We start from the raw sequence: 15,345 nt of genomic DNA, 5'->3' as shown, positions 1-15,345 counted from the left end.
TAGAGAGTGCTAAGAGAGGTATAGCGTATGTTAACAGAACGGCAGCGGTTAATTCTAGCCGCGATAATTCAAGATTACGCAAAAACCGGTAAAGCTGTTGGATCAAAGTCTTTGCTTGAACAATTGGGGTTGGCAGTTAGTTCGGCTACTGTCCGAAATGAAATGGCTTCGTTGGAAGAGCAGGGATTGCTACAAAAAGAACATACATCTTCTGGCCGGGTGCCATCGCAACGGGGTTATCGCTATTATGTCGATAAGTTAATGCGACGGCGTCAGTTGTCAGAAGCTGTGCACCAATCGTTGGAACGGGTATTTAGCCGTAACTTCCAACAAATTGATGATCTGGTGCAACAAATGGTTACTGAGATGGCAAACCTAACAGGTTACACGGTGATTGCATTGAAGCCGGAATCAGTTGACACGCGATTGTCGGGATTCCGGTTGGTGCCTGTCGATGGCCAGCAAATTATGGCGATTATCGTGACGAACGATGGACAGGTAACGAGTCAGAGTTTTAGACTACCCGAGGGAATGGATGTACATGGCTTAGATGACATGGTGCGTTACATTAATCAAACATTGGTTAACCAACCAATTGTTGATGTGCTACGAACACTTTCTGGCGATTTACCATTGAAAATGGAGCGAACAATTCGAACGCCGGTTGCTTTTTTGCAACTGTTTGGTGATGTGTTGGCACGCTCCATCCGTGATAAGGTTTTCGTTGGTGGTCGTTTGAATTTGATGGACTTTACGGTTGATACCAATTTGCAAGAAGTTAAGCAACTGTATCAATTACTGGATGCACCGACCGCCATGCGTCACGTCGTTGGCAACGCGAATGATGGTGTGATGGTACAAATTGGGGATGAGAATGGGAACAGCCTGTTGTCACCTTACAGTTTGGTATCAGCAACCTATCGTGTACCGCAACATGGTGTAGGGGCAGTTGCCATTCTAGGTCCAACATCGATGATGTACGCCGATATGGTCGAATTAGTTGATGTATATCGTACCGCGTTATCACAACAATTATTAGAATATTACCGATAGAAAAGAGGTGTTAGCATGGCAGAAGATAAGCAGACTCCTGAAGAAGAAGTTGAAGAAACGGTTGAGACACCGGATGTTGACACCGAAACAACCGAAGCGGTCGAAATCGACCCAATGGTTGCGATGGAAGCTAAGGTTGCAGAAGCGGAAGATAAGTACTTGCGTGCCCACGCCGAGATGCAAAACATGCAAACACGTTTTGCAAAGGAACAAGCACAAGCAGTTAAGTACGCGAGCCAAAAGTTGGCAAAGTCAGTTTTGCCTGCTTTGGATAACTTGGAACGTGCGTTGCAAGTAGAAGCTGACGACGATGCGGCTAAGCAAATTAAGACGGGTGTCGAAATGGTCTATAAGACATTGGCATCTGCCTTGGAAGATAATGACATCAAGGCCGTTGGGGCCGAAGGTGAACCATTTGATCCTAACTTCCACCAAGCAATCCAATCTGTACCGGCTGATGAGGATCACCCGGCAGATACGATTGCCCAGGTTCTTCAAAAGGGTTATGTCTTGGCGGACCGTGTGATTCGTCCAGCGATGGTAGCTGTTTATAACTAAACAACTATTCACTTACTATTAAAAATAAAAATTGATCAATAAGAGGTAAAAACATTATGTCAAAGATCATTGGAATTGATTTGGGAACAACAAATTCAGCTGTTGCCGTTTTGGAAGGTGGCCAACCAAAGGTTATCACTAACCCAAACGGTGGTCGTACGACGCCATCAGCTGTTTCATTTAAGAACGGCGAGACGCAAGTCGGTGATACTGCTAAGCGTCAAGCTATCACAAACCCTGACACGATTTTGTCAATCAAGTCACACATGGGTGAAGCTGGTTACAAGGTAACGGTTGATGGCAAGGACTACACGCCACAAGAAATTTCAGCCATTATCTTGCAATACATCAAGAAGTACGCTGAAGATTACCTTGGTGAGACGGTTGATAAGGCTGTTATCACGGTACCTGCTTACTTTAACGATGCGCAACGTCAAGCAACTAAGGATGCTGGTAAGATTGCCGGCTTGGAAGTTGAGCGTATCATCAACGAGCCAACGGCCGCTGCTTTGGCATACGGTTTGGACAAGTTGGAGAACGACGAAAAGGTCCTTGTTTATGACTTGGGTGGTGGAACGTTTGACGTTTCTATCCTTGAGTTGGGTGATGGTGTTTTCGAAGTTTTGTCAACAAATGGTGACACACACCTTGGTGGTGACGACTTTGACCAAAAGGTTATTGACTGGTTGGCCGATAACTTCAAGGCTGAAAATGGGGTTGATTTGAAGGCTGACAAGTTGGCCTTGCAACGTTTGAAGGATGCTGCAGAGACGGCAAAGAAGACGTTGTCATCAGCAACTGAAGCGCAAATTGATTTGCCATTTATTACGGCAACCGAAGCTGGTCCATTGCACTTGCAAACGACTTTGACGCGTGCCCAATTCAACCAATTGACGGCTGACTTGGTAAAGCGTGCGGAAGAGCCTGTTCGTCAAGCTTTGAAGGATGCTGGTTTGTCAATCAACGACATCGACAAGGTTATCTTGAACGGTGGTTCAACGCGTATTCCTGCTGTGCAAGAGTCTGTTAAGGCTTTGACTGGCAAGGAGCCTGATCACTCAATTAACCCTGACGAAGCGGTTGCTTTGGGTGCCGCTGTGCAAGGTGGTGTGATTACTGGTGACGTTAAGGACGTTGTTTTGCTTGATGTGACGCCATTGTCATTGGGTATCGAAACGATGGGTGGTGTGTTCACGAAGTTGATCGACCGCAACACGACGATTCCTACGTCAAAGTCACAAGTGTTCTCAACGGCCGCTGATAACCAACCAGCTGTTGATATCCACGTTTTGCAAGGTGAGCGTTCAATGGCTGCCGATAACAAGACGTTGGGTCGCTTCCAATTGACTGATATTCCTGCTGCACCACGTGGTGTACCACAAATCGAAGTTAAGTTTGACATCGACCGTAACGGTATCGTTTCTGTTTCTGCTAAGGATTTGGGAACGAACAAGGAGCAAAAGATTACCATCCAAAGCTCTGGTTCATTGTCAGACGAAGAAATTGAGCGTATGATGAATGACGCGAAGGCTAACGAAGAGGCTGACAAGAAGCGCAAGGAAGAAGTTGACTTGCGTAACGATGTTGACCAATTGATCTTCCAATCAGAAAAGACATTGGAAGAGGTTGGCGACAAGTTGCCTGATACGGACAAGAAGCCAGTTGAAGATGCGGTTGCTGAGTTGAAGACTGCTAAGGAAGCCGACAACTTGGACGACATGAAGACGAAGAAGGAAGCTTTGGAAAAGGTTGCACAGGAATTGGCTGTTAAGTTGTATCAACAAGCTGCTCCTGAGCAAGGTGCCCAAGCTGCTGACGGTGCTTCATCAAGTGATGACAACACGGTCGATGGTGACTTCGAAGACGTTTCTGACGATAAGAAGTAATTTAAAAAATTAAATTCCTAGTCTGTGCATTTTCCTACCAGTTACAGATTAGACACAAAGCGAGGTGCGAGCCTCGCTTTGTGATACATATTGAGATAATGATGGAGGTTGGCCTCATGAATAACACGGAGCTATACGAACGTTTGGGCGTGGATAAGAACGCCTCACAAGATGAGATTAAGAAGGCTTACCGCAAGCTATCAAAGAAGTACCACCCTGATTTGAACCATGAAGACGGGGCTGAACAAAAGTACAAGGATGTGCAAGAAGCATACGAGACCCTTGGTGACGAGCAAAAACGTGCCATGTACGATCAATACGGGGCAACTGACGGTCAAGCCGGTGGCTTTGGTGGTCAAGGTGGCTTTGGTGGCTTCGGTGGTGGCCAATACGGTGACTTCTCTGATTTGGGTGATATTTTCAGTCAAATGTTTGGTGGCGGTTTCCAAGATCCAAACCGTCCACGTAAGGGACAAGACTTGCAATACCGCATGAACTTGACGTTTGAAGAAGCTGTGTTTGGTAAAGAAACAACAATTTCATACACGCGTTCAACGGATAATGGTGGTCAAGAAAGCAAGGAGTTGAAAGTTACGGTGCCTGCAGGTGTCGAGAACGGTCAGCAAATGCGTTTGTCTGGGCAAGGTGAAGCCGGTTACAACGGGGGCCCATACGGTGATTTGTTTGTGGTCTTCCGCGTTGAAGCGTCAAAGGATGGCTTTGAACGTGATGGCGGCACGATTTATTCACGTGTGCCAATCGATTATGCAACAGCTGTCTTGGGTGGCGAAATTGAAGTGAAGACGGTTAATGGTTTGAAGAAGTTGAAGGTGCCCGCCGGTACGCCAACTGAAGCAAACTTCCGTCTTCGTGGCCAAGGAGCGCCATTTATGCGCGGTGGCCAAGGTGATCACATCGTTACGATTTACGTTGATGTGCCTAAGAAGTTGAATAAGGACCAAAAGAAGGCGCTTGAGGCATTCCAAGCAGCAATGACTGGTGAGCACAAGAAGGGCTTCTTCGGTTAAACCGACCATTAATCAGGTGGCTAATCTTAAGGTTAGTCACCTTTTTTGTGTGGTAAGATTAACGGTAAGAAATTACCAATGGAGAGCAAGACATGCTATTAGCAGATTTTAAAGCAGCGACATCTGGCATGCCAACGAATCGTTTGTTGGCGGTGCGACTAGATGACCAGGTGCAACCAGTTCGCTTACTTGGGCGTGATGGTGATTTGCTAGTCATGACAACGGACGTGGCCTATCAAGCAGAATTGGCGGAGGTGATTATGCAGACTCCTGATTCATTGCAGATAGTGGTGCGTGATGATGATTTCACGCTACATCCGGTGTATGGATACCGGATTGTCGACGACGCCCTGGTTCTTGGATGATGGAGAAATGAGAATGCAAAAACGCTTAGGGTGGTTGATTACCGCAATTTTGTTACTGGTATTTGCGAGCGTGGTGATATTTTTTTATCACACCAGCAATGTGACAAAACCAGCGCATACGTTTGCTGAACAAGCGAACACACCTAGTAATCATGATTTGCCAACAGGAAAAAAGAAATCGGCCGGTACGCCAACTGCCAGTGATTTGAAGTCGAAGGAGTTCGTTGCAAATGGTCGTTTGACGCAAGTCGGTCAGTATCGGCTCACGAGTAGTGGGGTTGCAGAAAAGTTGGTTGGAGACAACGCTGTGAATGCAACGTTGCAAAATCGTAATTTTATTTATCAGGTTACTCGAATTGCCCGCTACAAAAATACTGCGCGCTCGACAAAAGCCCTGCAAAATGCGCGACGGGTTCTGAATACACCTAAATTAGCCAATGGGTATGAAACATTGGTCATTGCCTATCGGATTACGAATGATAGTACGACATTCGGTGTGACACCGGGTGTGACAACAATTGGCTTTAAGGGTAAGCCAACAATGTCTGAATTAAACGGTTTGGTCAATGACCCTAAGTTGAGCGTGGCCGGCATTCCAGCCGGGGGATACACTGATGCAACCGTGACGGTTTTCATTCCGAAGGGTGCGACAAACGATATTGAGTTGCAATTTGCAACAGTCAAGGACCGTCATGGCAATATCTTGGTCGGGCCATCTGCAAAGCTTCGGGTCACCTTCTGATTTAATGCGTGGGTCTATAAATATGCGTCAAAAAATGATAGACTAATAGTTAGTTTAAACCGTCATTATGGCGGTTTTTTGTTTGAGAGATAGATAAAAGGAGTTCCTAATATCATGCAAATCGAGTTTCTAGGAACTGGTGCAGGTGTGCCAGCTCGTTTTCGTAATGTAACGAGCATCGCGCTTCGCTTGCTAGAAGAAATTAATTCCGTTTGGTTGTTTGATGCCGGTGAGGGCACGCAAATTCAAATGCTACAATCAACGATTCGTCCACGTAAGGTGGATAAGATTTTTGTCACCCACTTGCACGGTGATCATATTTATGGACTACCAGGCTTGTTGTCTTCCCGCTCATTTCAGGGTGGCGAAGAAGAATTGGTGATTTATGGTCCCCATGGGATTAAGCAATTCGTGGAAACAAGTCTCCGCGTGGCACAAACGCATTTAACGTATCCATTGAAGTTTGTCGAACTGCCAAACGAAGGCGGTGAGGTGCTGCAGACTGACAAATTTACGGTGACAGCTTTGCCGTTGGATCATAAAATTTTGTCATTCGGTTACCGTGTTGTCGAACACGACCACGCCGGTGAACTTTTGGTTGAACGCTTAAGGGCGATGCAAGTGCCAGAAGGTCCCCTATACGGACAATTGAAGCGTGGTAACGATATTACATTGCCTGATGGCCGCGAAATTAAGAGTGCCGATGTCATTGGCCCTGCTAAAAAAGGCCGCACAGTTGTTATTCTAGGTGACACGCGTAAGACACCAAATGCCGGTGAGCTTGCGACGGGGGCTGATGTCCTAGTGCACGAGTCGACCTATGGTAAAGGTGAAGGCAAACAAGCACGTAATCACTACCACTCAACGAGTATTCAGGCGGCTGAAGTCGCTAAAAAAGCCGGGGTGGGTCGCTTATTGCTAACGCATATTTCAGCGCGTTATGCCGGTAAGTCAGCGAATGAACTCGCTTATCAAGCGCGGACGATTTTTGAAAACACTCGCGTTGTGAATGATTTTGATGTATTCGAGGTGCCGTTTGGTGAGCAAAGCAATAGCAAGCCAATTAAATTGACACCGGTAGATGAAGACGAACAGTAAGTAAGGAGGCAAACAGATGATTTCACCACACTATCAATGGGATTTCCCGGCCGTTGCAAACGAGGCGGCAGCCAATGAAATCGCTGAGACCTTTGGTGTTTCAGAATTGGTTGCCAAAATTTTAGTTAATCGTGGCTATGATACCGTTGAAACGGCTAATGCGTTTTTGCGTCCGGGTGTTGAGGGTTTGTATGACCCGTTCTTATTACATGATATGGATGTCGCGATTACACGTATCATGGCCGCCATTGATAATGGCGAAAAGATTGTCGTGTACGGCGATTATGATGTGGACGGCATTACCAGTACCGCCATCATGACATGGGCCTTAGAGTTGATGGGCGCTGATGTTAGTTATTATGTGCCTAATCGTTTCAAAGATGGATATGGACCCAATTTAGCGCAGTACCAACGTCTAGCTGGAGAAGGCATGCAATTATTGATTACAGTCGATAATGGTGTGTCTGGACGGGATGAAGTTGCTTGGTTAATGAATAATGGGGTCGATGTCATTGTGACTGATCACCACGAGATGCCTGCCGAGTTACCAGAGGCGGTTGCGGTGGTTCACCCACGTCACCCAGATGGGGCATATCCATTTGGTGGCTTATCTGGAGCCGGCGTGGCTTTTAAAGTTGCCTCGGCTTTGTTGGAAGAGCCAGCTGATGAAGTGATGGATCTGGCCGCTTTAGGGGCGGTCGCTGACGTCATGGAACTGGTTGACGAAAACCGGGCCATTGTTGCGATGGGCTTGGCTAATCTCAAGGAAGATCCACGCCCTGGGTTAGCAGCTTTGCTGCAAACTGCCGGCACTAATCAAGCCGACATTGATTCAATGACGATTGGCTTCACCATCGGACCACGTTTAAATGCGCTCGGCCGTTTAGCTGATGCAACGGATGGCGTCCGGCTGTTGTTAGCCGATGATCCAGAAGAAGCAAGTGCGTTGGCTGGTCAAATTGAAACCTTGAATCGTGAACGTCAGGAATTGGTGGCAACAATTTCTGATGAAGCGTTAGCACAGGCACAAACTTTGACGGGTGACCCGGTGTTGGTTATCGCTGGTCAAGGCTGGCATGAAGGTGTTCTTGGTATTGTGGCCAGTAAGGTAGTCGAGGCTACAGGCAAGCCAGCAATCGTGCTCAATGACGAAGATGGCCAGATGAAGGGTTCGGGCCGTTCTGTACCGGCATTTGATTTATTTGCCGGTCTTGATGGTCACCGAGATTTGTTAACCGCATTTGGTGGTCACGCCAGTGCTGCGGGAATGACAATTCCAACAGCCAACTTACAAGCCGTTCGCGACGTTTTACGGACTGAAGCGGATGCGCAGGGCCTTGCGGAAGCTGGTTTACCAGAAATTCGCATTGCGGCCGAAGTAACGGCTAAAGAGTTTAATGCGCAGAATTATGAGCAGCTACAAGTCTTAGCACCGTTTGGTGAAGGTAATCCAGAGCCATTGTTTGCTGTGACATTGAACGGCGTACAAAACGTTAAAACCATGAGTGAAGGCAAACACCTCCGTTTCACGGCAAGTACGCAAATGGGCTCGTTGCCGGTGATTGCGTTTGGTCGTGGATCACTTGCTGAAGATTTAGCAGGGCGTTTTGAATCGATCAAAATTGTAGGGACGATGAGTGAGAACCGTTTCCGTGGTGACGTTACCTATCAAATGATGCTAACGGATATTGAGGCGGCGGGGTCATCACTGCTGGATTGGCGAACAACCCGCTTAACCCGGCAAACATTAGCGGAACCGGCTAGTTATATTTTCTTTAATAAAAAACACTATGACCAGTTAGGTCCGACGATTCAGGCACCCGGTGAAGCGATTTACTGGGAGGATGCTTTTAATCGAACGAGTGTTGGCACGATGGCCTTTGTTGATATGCCAGACGAGTTAAGTCAGTTAGCGGATTTGCTAAAATTCGTGCCGGCTGGTCGATTGGCCCCAATATTCTACACGAAGTCACCAAAGTATTTACAAAAGATGCCATCGAAGGCGGATTTCGCAAAGGTTTACAAATTTGCCCGATCGTTTTCGGATGTGTCGTTGCGAACGCAGTATGATGCAATCGTTTCGCACTTACAAATCGATAGAAATATGTTAACCTTAATATTGCAGGTGTTTTCAGACGCAAAATTTGTTACAATTATTGATGGCGTCTTAAATGCCGTGCCTGCGCCACAACAAGTGGTCTTGGAAGAAATGCCGTCATATCAGCGTTTCGTGGCACAGCGAGAACTAGAACAACAGTTGATTTACAGTTCGACAAGTGAACTCGAAACATTGTTGACGAACTTAAGTAAGCAGGAGAGCTAAGCAGATGTTGGATTTGCATGATTATGTTGCCTCAATTCCGAACTTCCCAGAAGAAGGAATTACATTCCGTGACATCACGCCTTTGTTGGCGGATGGGGCGGCTTACGCAGAAGCAACGCATCAAATTACTGAATTCGCACAAGCACGTGGGGTAAACGTTATTGTTGGCCCCGAGTCACGTGGATTCTTAGTCGGTGCACCGGTTGCCCACGAAATGGGTATCGGTTTGGTACCAGCACGCAAGCCAGGTAAGTTACCTCGCGAAACCGTTAAGGAAAGCTACAAGCTTGAATACGGTGAGGCAGCTTTGGAATTGCACAAGGATGCCATTAAGCCAGGTGATAAGGTACTTATCACTGATGATTTGTTGGCAACTGGTGGTACGATTGCCGCAACAATTAAGTTGGTTGAAGCTTTGGGCGGTGAAGTCGTTGGCTTGGCCTTCTTGATTGAACTTGATGCCCTTCACGGACGTGATCGTCTTGAAGGATATGACATCTTGGCATTGATGAATTACTAACATAACTGGAGAAGCCTTTTGTGCTTCTCCTTTGTTGTAGTTGGAGGAGTTTTATGACCAAAGAACAAAAACTAACGCGATTGATAACAGCGTTTGCAATCATTATGATTGTGGTTGCACAGCTGATTGATCAAGCAACCGCAAAGCCACTTTATCAGTGGTTAACAATCGTGAATGTACCAGTTTTATTTATGGTGGCTGGCTACTGGGCGACGGGGTTGCGGTGGCGAGAAGTGTTACTTAAGGGCATTAAACATTATGTTGTGCCGTTCGCCGTTACAGCGGCCATTATTATTTTAGGCAGTAAAGTCATTATTAAATTTAATTGGACTTATTGGATGCAGTATCGATTCGTTGCAATGCGCGACGGCGTAACAACATTTTTGTACGGCAATGGCTGGCCAACTGCGCATGTTGGGGATTGGCAAGTCCTTGGCACGGGTATGATTTGGATTGCTTTGGCTTTGTTTGTGGCCACAATCGTGTTTAAGGTAGTGCAATATCTACCAGGTCGCGTGGCGTACCAATGGGTGGTGACAATTTTGCTAGCCTGGTTAGGATATTACCTGAGTTCACAGTTTCAGATGCCTTGGTCGATTGAAGGGGCATTAGTGATGCAACCGTTGATGATGCTTGGTAAGCAACTCCGAGTTGCAGGTGACTGGCAAGTTGGGCACGCCACAGCGGCTGCGGGTGTCTTGGTTTGGACAGGTGTGTCAACCTCGGGACCATTTGATGTGATTATGGCAGCCGCACCGCACTGGGTGTTTACATCACTTGGGTCTGTTTTGGGTAGTTTAACAATTGTGTATCTTGCGCAACGGTTGATTCAATGGACACCCGCATTTGCGACATGGTTTGCGAAATTAGGGGATGCAGTCATCTTAAAAATTAGTATTTTGACGATCTTAATGAGCCTGTTCAAAATGGGTGGGTACATTAGTTTGATTACTACTGACCATACCCTAAATGTTTTGATAAACATTGTCGTGACATTAATCGTGATGGGATTACTAACGTGGGGCGCCCGACGAATTAATTGGGCCCGACAAATCTATTTTGAAGACTAATCTTAAAGCAGACTGGATGGTCTGCTTTTTGTTTTACCTGTTAACTATTTGTTAAAAATCCGTCGTTTTAATACGGTATACTTATTCATTAGTGATAGAGAGAAATAGTGATCGTGAGATAGTATATGACGAATAAAAGAAAGGGTTGGGTTCCGTTGAAACGGATGATCCAGCCAATAGCGCTAAATAATTTTATGCGCCTAATTTTGATTGGCCTGGTGCTAAGCATCTTAACGACATTTATGTTGCAATTTGCGATGTACTTCCAAGAATGGGGCCGTTACAATCAAACAACTGACCTCGGTACGGCGCTCAGTTATACATGGAATTTTATGTGGAAACCGCAAGCTTGGTTTTCGGTATTTGAAACGTTCTTGCTTTATAGTTTCATCATGGCGTTGTTAAATCGTTTGTTTCTTAGCGTTGCTTTGTATGGCATTATTGCCATTGTTGCGTTTGTGGCTGAGTTTATGAAAGTTAAGGCCCGTAACGAACCAATTATGTTCAGTGATATGTCTGAGGCGGGCGCGGCTGGTGGTTTGTCAGGGATGGTTGATCGTGGCTTATTGATTGGCGCCGTTGTTGCCGTGTTGATTTTACTAGTTGGCGCCATTTGGCTTGAGTTTTGGTTACGTCGACGGCGAGCCGGGCACTTTGCGCAAGGCGTCATGGCAACCTTGTTTCAACAAACATGGTCACGAATCGTTGTTGTGTTAGTAGCCGGTGGGGTGCTTGCCATTCCATTTGTCTCTACTGCAGATGAAAATCAAGAATGGCTACAGCGGTTTAATTATGAACGAGTTGTCTACAGTTCAGGGGATGACGCGCTATGGAATGGACCGCTGATGACTTTTGTTTCGAATGTCTCGACGGTTATCATGCGTGAACCAGCCGGTTATTCAAAGACCAAGATGGCGGAAATTCAAAAGAAGTACGCTGCTTATGCCACCGAATTGAATAAAAACCGGCAAGCTAATTTGGCCGGTCAAACGGTCATTTATGTGTTAAGTGAATCATTGGCAAATCCCAACGATGTACCGTCGTTGACGTATAGTGGCAAAAACGTGTCAAAGAATATGGACAAGGTGAAGGCAACGGCAACGTTCTCGGGTAAAATGTTGTCCTCGGGTTACGGTGGTGGTACAGCCAACATTGAGTATATGACGTTGACGGGAATGCCATTGGCAACGTATGCCCCCGAAATGTCGGTGCCTTATGTGCAAGTTGTACCATTCGCTAAGGCGGTGCCAAACGTTACTAACGTTTTCCAGCAAAAAGATGTCTTGCACCCCTTTGTTGGTAGTTTGTATAACCGTACGAATGCGTATAAAAAAATGGGTATCGATGGTTTCTACACGACGGACAACACGCAAACGCCATATCCTGAGAAGTATCAAGGTGCTGCAAAGGATGGTGATTATCCAACTGATGCGAATGCCTATCGTTTTTTGACCTCTAAAATTGACAAGGCGAAGTCAAACCAGTCGCAGTTCTTGCAACTCATGACGATGCAAAATCACATGCCTTATACAGCGGGTGAGTATCCTAATAATCACTATAAGGTAAAAACGCCAGCGGTCTCAAAAAGCACGAAAAAGCAAATTGAGAGCTATTTAGAAGGGGTTCATCGTAGTGATGTGGCCTTAGGCAAATTGATTAAGCAGTTAGATGCGTCTGAACGACCAATTACGATGGTTCTGTATGGTGATCACTGGCCGGGTGTCTTTACATTCGTGGATGCGCAAGCGGCTGCCAAGGTTGCTCACGAGACGGATTACTTCGTTTATCAGAATCCAGCGGCTAAAAAATTGGCTGGGAAGACACCGGCGGCAACACGAGCAGTCGCGTCGCCAAGCGATTTTCCAGCGTTGACATTCGAGGCAACGAACACCAAGGTTTCACCATACTTTGCTTTGCAGACGGCGATAACTAAGCAGATGCCAGCTTTTGCCAATTACACACGTAATACGTTTGTAGATGAGCAAGGCAAGACGATTAAGGAAAAACAACTAACAAAGAAGCAACAAGCGTTGTTAACTGACTTGAAATATGTGCAATATGACCTCAGTGCCGGAAAGAACTATCTTGGTAAACAGTTCTTGGCAGTGAAGTAAAAAAAACGTTCGACCGCAATTTGCGTGTCGAACGTTTTTGTTTTTAGGAGCGTATTAATAAATGGCATCCCGGTACAAGCCGACGACTTTGCCAAGGATGGTTAGGTCGCGGACGATAATGGGCGTCATATTATCATTCTCCGGTTGGAGTCGATAGGCATCGGCCTCGCGAAAAAGTCGTTTAATATGGGTTTGCCCAGTTTCATCACGGGCCACCACAATATCACCGTTGTCGGCATCGTTTTGCCGGCGGACAATGACAAAGTCACCGTCGAGCATGCCGATGTTTAACATGGCATTGCCACGAAGGCGCAGCATGAACAAATCACCGTCAAAGCGGACGAGGTTTTCGGGCACGGGGAAGTAATCAACAATATAGTCGCTATCTTCGTTGCTGGCTGGAATGGCTTCGTGCTCATCTAATACGGGCATCATGTTTTGGCTACGAGTGGTGACACCGAGGGCTTCAATACCAGCGGGGGTGACTTCTAGTGCACGTGGCTTATCTGGATCCTTGTGTAACAACCCTTTTTTCTGCAATCGGTTCAAATGTCCATGGACAGTTGATGAAGATGATAAGCCAACGCCTTCACCGATTTCGCGGACAGTAGGTGGATAACCTTTTTCAAGTTGCTTTTCGTAGACAAACCGCAAAATTGCGAGTTGCTTGCTCTCAGGTTGTGTCATGTTATCCTCCTCGTAAAATATCTGCTTCTATTTTACAGTAATTCGGTGAGTTGTGAATGTTGGACATTGTTTCATGGTAGAATAGAGTAACGATAAAAAATGAGGTGGTGACTGATATGGCAGAAACAGATCGCATGTTGGCCGTGCGCACACGTATTAATGAATTAGCAGCCAAGGCAAAGACGCCAGAAGGTTTGACGGACGACGAAATTGCAGAACGTGCGGATTTACGGGCTGAATTCCTTGAAAACTTCCGTGCTGCATTCCGTTCACAAGTTGAAATGCTCCAAGTGTTTGATGATGACGGTAATGAAGTGACGCCAGATAAGGTGAAGGATATCCAACGCGAAAAGGGCTTGCGTGACAACTAATGAAGTTTTCGCGAAGAAACGCGGGATGACCTAGTCAAAACGGCGAATGTTCGCTACAATAATATATGAATTATAATGATGGAGTAATATGATGAATACTAGTATCTGGATTTTGATTGTCATCCTTGCTGCTGTGTTGGGTGCAGTTGCTGGATTCTTCTTGGCACGTCGCTCAATGCAAACGTACTTGAAGAACAACCCACCTATCTCAGAAGAGATGATGAAGTCAATGATGACATCAATGGGACAAAAGCCTTCACAAAAGCGCTTGAACCAAATGATGGCACAAATGAAGGCTCAATCTTCTGCAAAGAAGTAAGGCTCGTTAAAAAGGACTGAACAAGATGGTTCGGTCCTTTTTTGTAATTGATGGGGAAAATGATGAGATATAAATGGATCGACATTGCACGTGGTTTAGCAATGTTAATGGTGATTATTGGCCATGTGTCCGGTTCGGAACCGGCGTTTCAAGCGGGACAGAATTTTTTGTTTTTAGGTAATTTACCGATTTTCTTTTTCTTTAGTGGTCTGTTGTATCGACCTAAGCCACTCGGCGAACGCATCAAGACCAATTTTAATACCTTGATTCTGTTGTATATTGTGTTCGCGTTGCTGATTTTAGCTTATGAATGGCCAGCGGTAAAATTTGGTCATGCAAGTTGGTCATTAACGGGTACGTTACTTGGCGCCTTATGGGCGGGCGGTAATAATAGTACGATGCCAGCAGGCATGATGTCGCTGGGGGCGGTGTGGTTCTTTGTTGCACTCGGCCTAGCGACGATTGTCTTTAGTTGTGTTCAGGCGCTCGTTGCCAAGCTACCAGACCGTTGGCGAATAATCACGTTAGTTATTATCAGCTTGGTGTTATTTGGTCTGGGCCAGTTAGCACCAGCGGTTGCACCGTGGTCATTGAATGCGGTGCTCTTGAGTCAATTGTTCTTACTCGGGGGCTATCTGGCACAACGGTGGATGAAGCAACCGTGGCCTTTCTATGGCATGGTTACGATGTTTGTTGCTGGTTTGGCAGTGTGGTACTGGGCTTCCCAGGCAGGGACTTTTTATCTCGTATCGGGGACATTCACGGGGCCGATTTGGCAGATGTTGTTAGGGGCGTTTGGCAGCATCTTTGCACTGGCCGGTGTGTCACAGCTAATTGAACGTGGCCTTTGGCAAATGGGTAATGGGATTGCCTGGGTTGGCCAAAATTCGGCGGTGGTATTGTTTCTGCACGCCTTTGCTATTTTGATTCTTGGTAAAATTGTTTATGGGCCGACAGTGGGCCTCTGGGTGCAGTGGTACGGCCGACCAATCGCGTGGGTATTGATGGTGTTGCTGAACACGGCACCGGTTATTGTGATAGCTTATGTGGCCCTTGGCGTACCAATTGTTCGAAAAATATTCATAGACCGGCGCTGGCCAATGCGTTTTTGAACAAACCGTGAAAACGATGTGCATTATTTCACGTTGTAATAGATTAATAAAATATTAAGAAGCCCGTTGTAATAGAGATGTCATATTGGGTTGTTACTC

The 15,345-nt window shown here is 46.2% G+C and carries 15 protein-coding genes; 14 read left to right on the top strand and 1 reads right to left on the bottom strand.

Annotated elements, in window-relative coordinates; all coding sequences use genetic code 11:
* The first annotated feature begins 27 nt into the window (after window positions 1-27).
* From hrcA to ACJ28U_RS10195, 11 genes are all read left to right on the top strand, one after another.
* Window positions 28-1,053: a heat-inducible transcriptional repressor HrcA gene (hrcA, locus tag ACJ28U_RS10245; RefSeq protein ID WP_010371916.1), complete on the top strand. Its 1,026-nt coding sequence runs from the start codon at window positions 28-30 to the stop codon at window positions 1,051-1,053.
* Window positions 1,054-1,068: 15 nt separating this feature from the next.
* Window positions 1,069-1,611, top strand: coding sequence for a nucleotide exchange factor GrpE (gene grpE, locus ACJ28U_RS10240; protein WP_010371913.1), 543 nt, complete (start codon window positions 1,069-1,071; stop codon window positions 1,609-1,611).
* A gap of 56 nt (window positions 1,612-1,667) precedes the next feature.
* A complete protein-coding gene (gene dnaK, locus ACJ28U_RS10235; RefSeq protein ID WP_106443947.1) occupies window positions 1,668-3,497 on the top strand; it encodes a molecular chaperone DnaK in 1,830 nt (609 codons plus the stop codon).
* A 116-nt stretch (window positions 3,498-3,613) separates the two neighbouring features.
* The gene (locus ACJ28U_RS10230) at window positions 3,614-4,525 is read left to right on the top strand and encodes a DnaJ C-terminal domain-containing protein (RefSeq protein ID WP_106443946.1); all 912 of its coding nucleotides are present in this window, start codon (window positions 3,614-3,616) and stop codon (window positions 4,523-4,525) included.
* A 92-nt stretch (window positions 4,526-4,617) separates the two neighbouring features.
* A complete protein-coding gene (locus ACJ28U_RS10225; RefSeq protein ID WP_010371904.1) occupies window positions 4,618-4,890 on the top strand; it encodes a hypothetical protein in 273 nt (90 codons plus the stop codon).
* A gap of 13 nt (window positions 4,891-4,903) precedes the next feature.
* Window positions 4,904-5,632: a hypothetical protein gene (locus ACJ28U_RS10220; RefSeq protein ID WP_134658994.1), complete on the top strand. Its 729-nt coding sequence runs from the start codon at window positions 4,904-4,906 to the stop codon at window positions 5,630-5,632.
* A gap of 114 nt (window positions 5,633-5,746) precedes the next feature.
* On the top strand, window positions 5,747-6,730 hold the full coding sequence (rnz, locus tag ACJ28U_RS10215; protein WP_407619199.1) for a ribonuclease Z: 984 nt from the start codon (window positions 5,747-5,749) through the stop codon (window positions 6,728-6,730).
* 16 nt (window positions 6,731-6,746) lie between these two features.
* Window positions 6,747-9,053: a single-stranded-DNA-specific exonuclease RecJ gene (gene recJ / locus ACJ28U_RS10210; protein WP_407619198.1), complete on the top strand. Its 2,307-nt coding sequence runs from the start codon at window positions 6,747-6,749 to the stop codon at window positions 9,051-9,053.
* Between the two features lie 4 nt (window positions 9,054-9,057).
* Entirely contained in the window at window positions 9,058-9,573 is a 516-nt protein-coding gene (locus ACJ28U_RS10205; RefSeq protein WP_029237453.1) for an adenine phosphoribosyltransferase, read from the top strand.
* 53 nt (window positions 9,574-9,626) lie between these two features.
* Window positions 9,627-10,643, top strand: a complete 1,017-nt coding sequence (locus ACJ28U_RS10200) for a hypothetical protein (RefSeq protein WP_407619197.1) — start codon at window positions 9,627-9,629, stop codon at window positions 10,641-10,643.
* Window positions 10,644-10,807: 164 nt separating this feature from the next.
* Complete coding sequence (locus ACJ28U_RS10195) at window positions 10,808-12,757, top strand: LTA synthase family protein (RefSeq protein ID WP_407619196.1); 1,950 nt, start codon at window positions 10,808-10,810, stop codon at window positions 12,755-12,757.
* 54 nt (window positions 12,758-12,811) lie between these two features.
* Here the strand turns inward: ACJ28U_RS10195 and lexA are convergent, their stop codons facing one another.
* The gene (gene lexA, locus ACJ28U_RS10190) at window positions 12,812-13,444 is read right to left on the bottom strand and encodes a transcriptional repressor LexA (RefSeq protein ID WP_134658982.1); all 633 of its coding nucleotides are present in this window, start codon (window positions 13,442-13,444) and stop codon (window positions 12,812-12,814) included.
* A 116-nt stretch (window positions 13,445-13,560) separates the two neighbouring features.
* Between lexA and ACJ28U_RS10185 the strand changes: the two genes are divergently transcribed.
* From ACJ28U_RS10185 to ACJ28U_RS10175, 3 genes are all read left to right on the top strand, one after another.
* A complete protein-coding gene (locus ACJ28U_RS10185) occupies window positions 13,561-13,815 on the top strand; it encodes a DUF896 domain-containing protein (RefSeq protein ID WP_010371879.1) in 255 nt (84 codons plus the stop codon).
* Window positions 13,816-13,906: 91 nt separating this feature from the next.
* A complete protein-coding gene (locus ACJ28U_RS10180) occupies window positions 13,907-14,134 on the top strand; it encodes a YneF family protein (protein ID WP_010371877.1) in 228 nt (75 codons plus the stop codon).
* Between the two features lie 59 nt (window positions 14,135-14,193).
* Entirely contained in the window at window positions 14,194-15,246 is a 1,053-nt protein-coding gene (locus ACJ28U_RS10175; protein WP_407619195.1) for an acyltransferase family protein, read from the top strand.
* The last annotated feature ends 99 nt before the right edge of the window (window positions 15,247-15,345 follow it).

The organism is Weissella sp. MSCH1 (assembly GCF_045799135.1).
Lineage (GTDB): Bacteria > Bacillota > Bacilli > Lactobacillales > Lactobacillaceae > Weissella.
Note: the sequence above shows the minus strand (reverse complement) of the source record. Positions and strands in the feature narration are given on the sequence as shown.